The sequence below is a fragment of the Tissierella creatinophila DSM 6911 genome (assembly GCF_001940565.1).
In the GTDB taxonomy this organism is placed as follows: domain Bacteria; phylum Bacillota; class Clostridia; order Tissierellales; family Tissierellaceae; genus Tissierella_A; species Tissierella_A creatinophila.
The window spans coordinates 144,458-156,041 of the sequence record NZ_LTDM01000011.1 but is presented as its reverse complement, the minus strand read 5'-3'; the positions used below and the strand labels follow the sequence as shown (position 1 = coordinate 156,041).

The 11,584-nt window shown below is 33.3% G+C and carries 14 protein-coding genes; all 14 read left to right on the top strand.

Features of this window, described 5'->3' with window-relative positions; genetic code table 11:
- Positions 1 to 115 precede the first annotated feature (115 nt).
- Positions 116 to 1,066: an ATP phosphoribosyltransferase regulatory subunit gene (locus tag TICRE_RS04460; protein WP_075725568.1), complete on the top strand. Its 951-nt coding sequence runs from the start codon at positions 116 to 118 to the stop codon at positions 1,064 to 1,066.
- On the top strand, positions 1,066 to 1,686 hold the full coding sequence (hisG, locus tag TICRE_RS04455) for an ATP phosphoribosyltransferase (RefSeq protein WP_075725566.1): 621 nt from the start codon (positions 1,066 to 1,068) through the stop codon (positions 1,684 to 1,686). The genes TICRE_RS04460 and hisG overlap by 1 nt, the downstream gene beginning before the upstream one ends.
- Complete coding sequence (hisD, locus tag TICRE_RS04450; RefSeq protein ID WP_075725564.1) at positions 1,687 to 2,973, top strand: histidinol dehydrogenase; 1,287 nt, start codon at positions 1,687 to 1,689, stop codon at positions 2,971 to 2,973. It abuts the gene before it with no gap.
- Between the two features lies 1 nt (position 2,974).
- Complete coding sequence (gene hisC / locus TICRE_RS04445) at positions 2,975 to 3,982, top strand: histidinol-phosphate transaminase (protein WP_075725554.1); 1,008 nt, start codon at positions 2,975 to 2,977, stop codon at positions 3,980 to 3,982.
- A complete protein-coding gene (hisB, locus tag TICRE_RS04440; RefSeq protein WP_075725546.1) occupies positions 3,969 to 4,547 on the top strand; it encodes an imidazoleglycerol-phosphate dehydratase HisB in 579 nt (192 codons plus the stop codon). Before hisC ends, hisB begins: the two co-directional genes overlap by 14 nt.
- Positions 4,548 to 4,549: 2 nt before the next feature.
- The gene (gene hisA / locus TICRE_RS04435) at positions 4,550 to 5,260 is read left to right on the top strand and encodes a 1-(5-phosphoribosyl)-5-[(5-phosphoribosylamino)methylideneamino]imidazole-4-carboxamide isomerase (protein ID WP_075725544.1); all 711 of its coding nucleotides are present in this window, start codon (positions 4,550 to 4,552) and stop codon (positions 5,258 to 5,260) included.
- Entirely contained in the window at positions 5,251 to 6,006 is a 756-nt protein-coding gene (gene hisF / locus TICRE_RS04430; protein WP_075725542.1) for an imidazole glycerol phosphate synthase subunit HisF, read from the top strand. Before hisA ends, hisF begins: the two co-directional genes overlap by 10 nt.
- A complete protein-coding gene (gene hisIE, locus TICRE_RS04425; RefSeq protein ID WP_084191825.1) occupies positions 6,006 to 6,602 on the top strand; it encodes a bifunctional phosphoribosyl-AMP cyclohydrolase/phosphoribosyl-ATP diphosphatase HisIE in 597 nt (198 codons plus the stop codon). The genes hisF and hisIE overlap by 1 nt, the downstream gene beginning before the upstream one ends.
- Positions 6,603 to 6,615: 13 nt before the next feature.
- A complete protein-coding gene (locus tag TICRE_RS04420; RefSeq protein WP_075725538.1) occupies positions 6,616 to 7,413 on the top strand; it encodes a histidinol-phosphatase HisJ family protein in 798 nt (265 codons plus the stop codon).
- Positions 7,414 to 7,607: 194 nt separating this feature from the next.
- Complete coding sequence (locus TICRE_RS04415) at positions 7,608 to 8,897, top strand: O-acetylhomoserine aminocarboxypropyltransferase/cysteine synthase family protein (protein WP_075725536.1); 1,290 nt, start codon at positions 7,608 to 7,610, stop codon at positions 8,895 to 8,897.
- A gap of 22 nt (positions 8,898 to 8,919) precedes the next feature.
- Positions 8,920 to 9,846, top strand: a complete 927-nt coding sequence (gene metA / locus TICRE_RS04410) for a homoserine O-acetyltransferase MetA (protein WP_075725534.1) — start codon at positions 8,920 to 8,922, stop codon at positions 9,844 to 9,846.
- Positions 9,847 to 9,951: 105 nt separating this feature from the next.
- Positions 9,952 to 10,674, top strand: coding sequence for an NAD-dependent protein deacylase (locus TICRE_RS04405; protein WP_075725532.1), 723 nt, complete (start codon positions 9,952 to 9,954; stop codon positions 10,672 to 10,674).
- A 75-nt stretch (positions 10,675 to 10,749) separates the two neighbouring features.
- A complete protein-coding gene (locus TICRE_RS04400) occupies positions 10,750 to 11,010 on the top strand; it encodes a late competence development ComFB family protein (RefSeq protein ID WP_075725530.1) in 261 nt (86 codons plus the stop codon).
- A 35-nt stretch (positions 11,011 to 11,045) separates the two neighbouring features.
- A complete protein-coding gene (locus TICRE_RS04395) occupies positions 11,046 to 11,555 on the top strand; it encodes a GNAT family N-acetyltransferase (protein ID WP_075725528.1) in 510 nt (169 codons plus the stop codon).
- The last annotated feature ends 29 nt before the right edge of the window (positions 11,556 to 11,584 follow it).

Sequence of the window (11,584 nt, the reverse complement as noted above, 5' to 3'; positions counted from 1 at the left end):
ATGCTCTTGTTAAGTTGTTTTAAAACTTGGGCGGAGATCTATGATGGAAATGTATTTTAACCATATAGGCTGCCTATATGGTTTTTTAGTTTTTTGATAAAAAGGAGAGATAGTGATGCAGTTTAGAAATATTTTAGAAGAACTAGAGGTTACAAAGTTTAAAAAGGGTATTGAAAGGGAAATGGAAAATTTCTTTGAAGACATGGGATTTTCTATTATAGAACCTAGAGTGTTTGAAGATTATGATGATTTTATCAGATCTAATTCTAGATGGGATTCATCTAAAACTGTAAAGGTACTAGGTGGAGATTCTAGAATATACATTTTAAGACCAGATATTACTACAAATATTTTAAGTCAAATCTTCTCCAAATGGGAGGGAGAACCACCACTTAAAGTTTACTACAATTCTAAGGTCTATCGAAATGAATCTAGAGGTAAAATCCTACAGAATTATCAAATGGGAGTTGAATCCTTAGGTGATGATATTTCCAAAGCAGATGGAGAGATTGTTGAAATGGCAATGTCTGTTATGTCAAACCTAGGAGAACCTTATATTTTGGAAATGGGCTCTACTAAATATTTAGATGGATTTTTTAGAGAAATAAATTTAAATCTGCAAGATGAGATTGAGATAAGAAATCTTATTTCTAAGAAAAACAGTGATAGTCTAAAAACTAAACTCAAATCTTTGAAACTTGAAAATACCATCTTAGATAAGATATTGGATATGCAAGGAGATATGAAGGAAGTTCTAGATATGGCTAGAGCTTATGAAATGAATGAGGAAATGAAAGGTGCTTTAGATTCGCTAGAGAGAGTTAAAGAACTGTTTATCCATAAAGATATAATTGGAAAAGTAAAACTTGATCTCTCAATGGTGCCAGACCTTGGCTATTATGATGGAATTATCTTTAAGGGGTATTGCCTTGGGGTTCCAACTAAAATCTTAAGTGGAGGTCGTTATGATAAATGGACTAAAAAGTATGGTGTTAAGGTAGCAGCCATAGGTTTTATGATTGATATGGACTTGGTTACTCGTATTAGAATTAAGGGGGAAAAGTAATGGATATTCTTACCATAGCTATAGCAAAGGGTAGATTGGGAAAAAAAGGACTGGAGCTTTTTAAGGATACAGAGTATGAGATAATAATGGAAGAAGACTCTAGAAAGTTAGTTTATAACAATGCAAATAAAAAAATTAATTTTATATTTGTTAAACCTTGTGATGTAGTAACATATGTTGAAAAAGGAGTAGCAGATTTAGGCATTGTAGGTAAAGATACTATTTTAGAAGATAATAAAGATATATATGAGGTTTTGGATCTTGGTTTTGGGAAATGTAGATTTGTTGTAGCAGGCTTTGAAGATCAAAACCTAGTTAAAAAGAATGAAGTACTCACTATAGCGACAAATTATCCCTCCTATGTAGAATCGGTTTTCAAGGATAGGGGTCAGCTAGTAGAGATTATTAAACTAGGTGGCGCAGTAGAATTGGCACCACTTATGGGGCTAAGTGAAGTTATTGTGGATATAGTTGAGACGGGGAACACTTTAAGGGATAATGGATTGGTAGTTTTAGAGGAACTCGATACTATAAGTGCGCGTCTTATTGTAAATAAGGCGAGTTATAGATTTAAATATAGTGAGATTAAAAAGATCGAAAAAGTATTGGGAGGTGTTTAGATGATTAGGATAATAGATGGAGCTAAGGAGATGGAAAAGATAGAGAAGATTCTATCGCGTAGTCAGATGGACTCAAAAGAAGTTCTCCAAAGAGTTGATGAAATATTAGAAGAAGTAAAACAAAATGGTGATGAGGCTTTGCTAAAGTTTACCCAGATGTATGATAAAAATGGATTAACTGAGCTTAAGGTGACACACGAAGAGATAGCAAAGGCAAAGGCAAATATAGATGAAAATTTAAAAAATGCAATTATAAATGCTATTGGAAATATTACCAATTTCCATAAAAAACAGATCAAAGAAGGATTTACAATAAATGAAGGTTCTGATATTATGTTGGGTCAAATGGTGATGCCTATTGAAAAGGTGGGTATATATGTTCCAGGGGGTACAGCTTCATATCCTTCTACTGTGATGATGAATGCAATACCTGCAAATTTAGCAGGTGTAAAGGAAATTATAATGACTACACCGGCAGATAGAGATGGCAGGATAAAAGATTCAGTTTTGGTAGCAGCTGATTTGTTAGGAGTTACTCAGATATATAAAGTTGGAGGGGCTCAGGCCATAGGAGCTCTTTGTTATGGAACTGAATCGATTACAAAAGTAGATAAAATTGTAGGGCCTGGAAATATTTTTGTGGCTATGGCAAAGCATAAAGTTTCAGGACTTGTGGGTATAGATATGATAGCTGGACCAAGCGAAGTAGTTGTTATAGCTGATAAAAAGGCTAATCCTAGATTTATAGCAGCGGATTTAATAGCTCAGGCAGAACATGATAAGAGAGCTGCTAGTATAGTTGTTACAGACTGCAATATTTTAGCTAAAAAGATTCAAGAACAGATCTCTATTCAATTGAAAACTCTTAAACGAAGTGAGATAGCAGAGGAAGCTCTTAGCGAATATGGTGCTATTATTCTTTGCGCTAATAAAGATGAATGTTTCGATATAGCAAATAGCTTGGCTCCAGAACATTTAGAGATATTGACTGACAATCCATTTGAAGACTATAAAAAGATTAAGAATGCAGGAGCTATTTTTCTTGGAGAATATACACCAGAACCCGTCGGAGATTATTATGCAGGTCCTAATCATACGCTTCCTACATCCAGAACAGCTCGCTTTTCTTCAGCACTTAGCGTGGATGATTTTTATAAAAAAACTTCACTTCTTTATTATTCAAAGGAAGCTCTTAAAAAGTCAGCAAATGACATTATGCTATTAGCGGATAACGAAGGATTGACTGGACATGCCAATTCTATCAAGGTGAGAATGGAGGAAATGTAGAATGAAGAAATATCTAAGAGAAGAGATAAAAAATCTTAATGCCTATGAGGTTATCAATAGAGATTATAGGGTTAAATTAGATGCAAATGAAGGAGTGGACTGGATAGGTGGACTTAATCGTTATCCAGTTGACCGAAGTGATAAACTGAGGGAAGCTCTAGCTGAAAAATTAGATAAGAGTCCAGATGAGCTTGTCTTGGGAAATGGTTCTAGTGAACTTATAGAACTAATGATGAAGGCTTATCTAGAAGCTGGAGAAACTGTGGTGAGCTTTTCACCTAGTTTTAGCATGTATAAGATATTTACTATCATTCATAAGGGGAAGTATGAAGATTACCCATTAGATGGTATGGAGAGATTGAATGTAGATGGTTTTATCGATTTTGTTAAAGAAAAAAAAGCAAAGTTGGTTATACTCGGCAATCCCAATAATCCAACTGGCACTTTGATTCCAAGAGAAGATATATTAAAGATAGTAAGATCTGTAGATGCGATGGTGATTCTTGATGAGGCCTACATTGAATTCTCTAACTATCCTAAAGGTGATGATACTAGAGAGTTTGAAAACCTTGTAGTATTAAGAACCTTTTCCAAGGCTAGGGGACTAGCTGGTATAAGGCTTGGATATATGATAGCCAATAAGGAAACTATAGGATATATAAATAGGGTAAAATCTCCTTACAATGTCAATGTTCTAACACAAGAGATGGGATTAAAGGCACTAGAAAACGATTCGATAACTAGTAACAATATCGAAATTATCAAAAGAGAACGAGAGAGAATGAAGATGTTTTTAGAAGAAAAAGAGCTAAAGCCACTTTCTTCTGGAGCGAATTTCTTGTTTTTTAAAGCTCCTAAAAATATATTCGATGCCCTATGGGATAAAGATATACTTATTAGAAAATTTGGTGGAGAACTTGAAGATTACTATAGACTTACTATTGGTACACCTGAGGAAAATGATATTGTTATAGAGGCAATAGAGGAGGTAGAAAATGCGAGAAGCTAAGGTAAGTAGAAATACTTTGGAGACAAAGATAGAACTAGCTTTAAACTTGGATGGTTCTGGAGAAATTAAGATAGACTCTGGGATTGGTTTTTTTGACCATATGCTAAAGGCTATGGGCTTTTATGCAGGTTTTGATTTGGAAATAGTATGTGATGGTGATCTCTATGTTGATACTCATCATACAGTAGAAGATATTGGTTTGTCACTAGGTGCTGCTTTTAAAGATGCACTAGGTGATAAAAAAGGCATACAGAGATTTGCCTCTCCCATAACTCCTATGGATGAAAGTCTTGTACTGGTTGCAATTGACATCTCTAATCGACCATTTTTAGTTGAAAACTTGAGTTTTAGATGTGAAAAAATAGGAGATATGGAAACGCAATGTTTTAAAGAGTTCTTTCACGCTTTTGCTATTTCAGCAGCTTTAACTCTTCATATAGATGTAATGAGAGGCGAGAATGATCATCATAAGATAGAAGCGGTATTTAAAGGACTGGGAAGGGCAATTAAAGAAGCGGTTCGTGTAGTTGGTAGTGAAGTTGTAAGTACTAAGGGGGTTTTGTAATAATGGTAATTTATCCAGCTATAGATATGAAAGATAATTCATGTGTAAGGCTTACTCAAGGGGTCTATGAAAAAATGACAGTATATGAAAAGGATCCTGTAAAAGTTGCAAAGAGATGGGAAACTATGGGAGCTGAGATCCTTCATCTGGTAGATCTTGATGGAGCTAAAAATGGAATTAGAGTCAATGAGCCAGTGGTAAAAGAAATTCTTAAAAATATAAACATTCCAGTTCAATTAGGTGGAGGTATAAGGGATACCCAAGGGGTAAAGACACTTTTGGATTTGGGCGTTTCTCAAGTAATCATAGGAACTGTAGCCCTTAAAAATCCTGCTTGGATTAAAGAAATGATCCAAACATATGGTAAGAAAATAATAGTTTCTATAGATGCAATAAATGGACTTATTGCTACTGATGGATGGCAAGAAGTTTCAGATGTAAAAGCTCTAGATTATATAAAACAATTAAAGTCTTATGGATTAAATCGTATAGTCTATACAGATATTGAAAAAGATGGAATGTTAATTGGACCGAATTTTAAGATATATGAAGAATTGGCTCAAAATGTAGATATAGAAGTTATCGCCTCAGGTGGGGTTACAACTTTAGAAGATATTAAAAAATTGAAAGTGATGGGACTTTACGGTGCTATTGTTGGAAAAGCACTTTATGATGGGAAACTAGATTTAGAGGAGGTTTTAAAATGTCAATAAGAATTATTCCATGTTTAGATGTAAGAGATGGTAGGGTTGTAAAGGGGAAAAAGTTTGAAAATATTAAGGATGTAGATGATCCAGTAGTTTTAGCAGAGTTTTATTCTAAAGCTGGTGCAGATGAATTGGTTTTCTATGATATTACAGCTACAAATGAAGGACGAAAGGTATCCCTTGAATTTATAGAAAAAGTAGCTGCTAAAATAGACATTCCTCTTTGTGTTGGTGGTGGAGTTAGTACGATTGAAGGTTTTAGTGAAATCATGGAAAAAGGGGCAGACAAGATTTCAATTAACTCTGCTGCAGTTAAGACACCAGGGTTCATTAAAGAAGCTGCGACAAAATATGGATCAAAGGCTGTAGTTCTCGGGATGGATGTTAAAAAAATAGGTACAAAAGAGTGGAGAGTTTTTATAAATGGTGGAAGAGTTGATACAGGCCTAGATGCAGTAGAGTGGGCTATGGAAGCAGTTAGACTTGGAGCAGGAGAACTTGTATTAAACAGTATTGATACAGATGGGATGAAGGAAGGATATGATATAGAGCTTTTAAAGGCAGTAACAGATAGTGTAGATGTTCCAGTTATTGCTTCAGGTGGAGCAGGAAAAATGGAGGATTTCTCCAAGGCAGTTCTGGAGGGAAATGCAGATGGAGTATTGGCAGCTAGTGTTTTTCATTATAAAGAGATAGAAATTAAGGACTTGAAAGAATATATGCGATCAAAGGGGATAGAGGTGAGATTATAATGGATATCAAATACAATAAGGATGGATTTGTACCTGCGATAGCACAGGATATAGCTACAGGAGAGGTTTTGATGTTAGCTTATATGAATGAAGAATCCTTAAAACTCACATTAGAAACAAATATAGCTCACTACTATTCCAGATCAAGAAAAAAGATATGGAAAAAGGGAGAAACTTCAGGTAATATTCAAGAGGTAAAAGGATTTTACTATGACTGTGATGCAGATACTATACTCTTAAAGGTAAATCAAACAGGTGTAGCATGTCATACTGGCAGTTATTCTTGCTTTTTTAATGAAGTAGAAGGGGTGAAGGATTATAAAAACACTCTTTCTGAGCTCTATAAAGTTATATTAGATCGAAAACAAAATCCAGTAGAAGGTTCTTATACAAATTATCTTTTTAAAGAAGGTATTGATAAGATACTTAAAAAGGTAGGGGAAGAGTCGGCAGAGGTGATTATAGGGGCAAAAAATAATCGCCAGGAGTTAATCTATGAGTCAAGTGATTTGATCTATCATCTATTAGTATTACTTGTAAATGAAGGAGTTAGCTTAGGAGATATCTATGAAGAATTGAATAAGAGAGTGAAGTAAGGAGGTGCTAAAATTGAGATATACAGATCATCATGTCCATACAAATTATTCTCCAGATAGTGATGCAGGTATAAAAGAGTATTTGATAAAGGCTAAAGAAATTGGGCTTTCTTATGTGATCTTTACCGATCACATAGATATGGGCGCTATTGAAGTTGAATTTCAAAAACATATAGACTATGATCAGTACTTTAAAACTATGAAAAGGTTTGAAGAAGAATATGAAATCTCTATAGGGATAGGTGTGGAGATAGGATATGAAAAAGATTATAAAGATAAAATCGATGAGCTTTTAGGACAATATCCATTTGACTTTGTAATCTCATCTATCCACTATGGAGATGGAAAGGACTTTTATCTAGGGGACTTTTTCGATGAAAAGTCGCAGTATAGCTCCTACTTGAGATATTTTGAGATAGTACTAGAGATGGTTGAAAACTTCAGTAACTTTGATGTGGTAGGTCATTTAGATTATATAGTTCGCTATGGTCCATTTAAAGATAAGTCTTATGACTATAGAGATTATAAACAAATCATAGATGCTATTTTAAAAGCGCTTATAAAAAATGGGAAAGGAATAGAGTTAAACACTTCAGGACTTAGAGGAGAGTTAAAAACTACATTTCCAAAAGAAGAAGTATTAAAAAGGTATAAAGAATTAGGTGGTAAGATTATTACTTTAGGATCTGATGCACATTTTAATAGAGATTATTATGGAGGTATTTTAGAAGGAATAGATCTTTTAAAAAACTTAGGTTTTAGTAAAGTTTCTTCTTTTAGGAAAAGAAAGGTTGAGAATATATCTATTTAGTCTTCCTAATCTCTATTTCCCTGATATTGACATTAATGTTTTACTGTGATATCATTATAAAAATATCGAATATTGTAACAACTTTTGTTTTTTATCAAATTCAGTAAACCTCTATATATAGAGGTTTATCTTTATAATTAAATTAAAAAATTATATTGACTTATAATTTAAAACAATAAATGGGGGGAATTTGAATGGATGAAAAGAAATTAGGATTTGATACTTTACAGGTACATGGTGGTCAAAGTATTGATCCAACTACAAAATCAAGGGCAGTACCTATATATCAAACTACAGCATATGGTTTTGACAGTGTAGAACATGGTGCTAAGCTTTTTTCACTTGAAGAAGGTGGAAATATATATACTAGAATGATGAATCCTACAACAGATGTATTAGAGCAGAGGGTGGCTCTCTTAGAGGGAGGGGTTGGAGCTCTTGCAGTTGCATCTGGAATGGCTGCAACAACATACGCAATTATGAATATAGCTGGTAGTGGTGATGAAATCGTATCAGCTAGTACACTTTATGGTGGAACCTACAATCTCTTTGTAGCCACATTACCTAAGTATGGAATTAAAACAATCTTTGTAGATTCTGAAGACTTATCAAATTTCCAAAATGCAATTACCGAAAAGACAAAGGCAATATATATAGAGACTATTGGAAACCCAAGTATAAATTTAGTAGATATTGAAGGGGTAGCTAAAATTGCTCACGAAAATGGTATTCCTCTTATTGTAGATAATACATTTGGAACTCCATATTTGATTAGACCTTTTGAATTTGGGGCAGATATAATTGTCCACTCTGCTACAAAGTTTATAGGAGGACATGGAAATTCTATGGGAGGAATTATAGTTGACTCAGGAAATTTTGATTGGGCAAAGAGTGGTAAATTCCCATCGCTTACAGATAATGATCCTACTTATAACGGGGTTAGCTATACGAAAACTTTTGGACCTGCGGCTTTTATTGTAAAAGCTAGAGTGCAACTTTTAAGAGATACAGGTGCATGTTTAAGTCCTTTTAATTCATTTTTACTCCTACAAGGACTTGAAACACTTTCGCTTCGTGTAGAACGTCATGTAGAAAACACTAAAAAGATCTGTGATTTTCTTATAAATCACCCGATGGTTAGTTGGGTAAATTATCCTAGTTTAGAGACAAGCAAATACTATGAACTAGCACAAAAATACATGCCTAAGGGAGCTGGATCTATATTTACATTTGGAATTAAAGGTGGACTTGAGGCAGGTAAAGAGTTTATTGAAAAACTAGAGATATTTTCTCATCTAGCCAATGTAGCCGATGCTAAATCTCTTGTAATTCATCCTGCTAGTACTACTCATTCACAGCTTTCAGAGTCAGCACAATATGATGCAGGGGTAGCTCCAGATATGATCAGACTTTCTATAGGTATTGAAAATGTAGAAGATCTTATAGAAGATTTAGATCAAGCTTTAAAAGCAGTAAAACAATAATAAACATAAGAAGGTGACATAGATGCCGATTAATATTCCAAACGATTTGCCTGCAGCAGATATTTTAGCTGGAGAGAATATATTTGTAATGCTAGAAGATAGAGCTAAGCAACAAGATATTAGACCTTTAAAGATAGCAATAATGAATTTGATGCCTACAAAGATAGTAACTGAAACGCAAATTTTAAGACTTATAGGAAATACTCCCTTGCAAGTGGATGTAACATTTATCCATCCGGAGAGTCATAAAGCTAAGAATACACCAGAGGAACATCTAAATAGATTTTATAAAAGTTTAGATGATATAAAGAATGAAACATTTGATGGACTTATAATAACAGGTGCACCTGTAGAGCATTTAGAGTTTGAAGAGGTAGACTACTGGGACGAATTACAAGATTTAATGGAATGGAGCAAGACCCATGTTTATTCGACGCTTCATATTTGCTGGGGAGCTCAAGCGGCCCTTTATTACCATTATGGTATTGGTAAAACAGCTCTTGCCCAAAAACTCTTTGGAGTGTTTAATCACTATAAAAGAGTGGAAAATTCTAAACTTTTAAGAGGGTTTGATGATACTTTTTACGCTCCTCATTCCAGACATACAGGTATAGAGAGTAGCGATATTGAGAAAGTAGAAGGTTTAGAAATAGTATCCGAGTCTGATGAAGCTGGAGTATATATAGTGGTTTCAAAAGATGATAGGCAAGTGTTTGTTACAGGTCATTCTGAATATGATGTGTTCACATTGAAGAAGGAATATGAAAGAGATATAGATGCAGGATTGGATATAGAATTGCCTAAAAACTATTTTCCAATGGATGATCCAACAAAAGAACCTCTTTTAACCTGGAGAGGTCATGCCAATTTACTATTTTGTAATTGGTTAAACTATTATGTATATCAAGAAACACCATATGATGTGACTAAATTGGGAAAAGAATTATAAAGAGAAGATTTAATCAAAAATTAAACTATTTGACAATTTGCTCATTTCCTTATAAACTACGATTAGGATTATATAAAACTTAAAACTAATTGGGAGTGATATATTTTGAATAAATATAAAGACGCTAAAAACTTAATAGATAATGCTAAAGATATAGTTGTTTTAACTGGAGCGGGAATGTCTACTGAATCTGGTGTAAAGGACTTTAGATCACAATATGGCTTAATTCATACTAACAAGGGAGGATATACTCCTTCAGAGATACTTTCAAGAATGTTTTTTTATAGCAGACCTGAAATATTTTATAATTATTTAAAAGAGTATCTAAATATGGATGGAATCTTGCCAAATGAAGGGCATAAAATACTTGCAGAACTTGAAAACAATAAAAGAGTTACAATCTTAACTCAAAACATAGATTCACTTCATCAAAAGGCAGGAAGCAAGAACATAATAGAACTTCATGGTAATATGGAAAATACATATTGTACTAATTGTTCTAAGGAAAAAACAATAGATGAAGTCTTTAAAGATGGACCTCATTGTGAATGTGGGGGTCTTTATAAGACTGAGATTGTCTTATATGGAGAAAATGTTCCAGGTATAAAAGAAATCTTTAAAAGGGTAGAGAAAGCAGATCTTTTGATAGTGCTTGGCACTTCTCTAATGGTTCAACCAGTAGCAAGTGTTCCAGTAGCTTTTGGATATGGAAAGAAGCCTATTATAATTATAAACCAAGAAGAAACCTTTCTTACTGGAGTAGACGATGTTATTGAGTTTAATGAAGAAATTGGAGAAACTTTAAAGAAAATAATAAGTGAAGCTTAATAACAAAGTGTATAAGTAGATCATTGGATTGATATAATGATCTACTTATAAAATAAAAAAGAAAGAAGGGAAACAATGCTGCAAAACTATATGGAGATTTTATTAGAGGATGTATTAAAAGATGTGCTTAAAAAGTATGATTTAAACTGCAGTTGCGAAAGATGTATGGAAGATATAAGGGCAATTACACTTAATAATTTAAAACCTATCTATGTGGCAAGTGACAAGGGGATTGTATATACTAAATTAAACGATCTAAGTGTTCAGTTCAAAGCCGATATAATCTGTCAAATAATGGCTGCTATAAAAAAAGTAGAAGAAAAACCACGTCATTAAAATTTTAGAGATAAACAATTTTTTAGGAGGAATTTATGGAATTTAGAAGGTCTAAAGAAACTGATATAGAGGGAATAATGCTTATAATAAAAAAAGCCCAAAATCATCTTAAAGAACAAGGAATAGACCAGTGGCAAAATGGATATCCCAATGAAGAAGTAATAAAAGTGGATATAGAAAAACAAGAGTCTTATGTTTTAATAGAAGATGAAAAAGCAGTTGGAACAACTGCTTTAAGTTTTGAAGCCGAAAAAACTTATGACAATATATATGATGGAAAGTGGCTTACAGATATAAGTTATGCAGTCATACATAGAATAGCTATAGATATTGACTTTAGGGGTAAAGGCTTAGCTAGGGAGATGTTAAAAGAAATAGAAAAAAAGTGTGCAGACAATAGAGTAAAGAGTATAAAGGTAGATACTCATAAAGAAAACATATCTATGCAAAATTTTTTAAAAAAGAATGGATTTAAATATTGTGGTATTATCTATTTAAAAGATGGAAACGAGAGAGTTGCTTTTGAAAAAGTATTAAATATCTAAAAAGCTTATAGGAAACATTGTCTATAAGC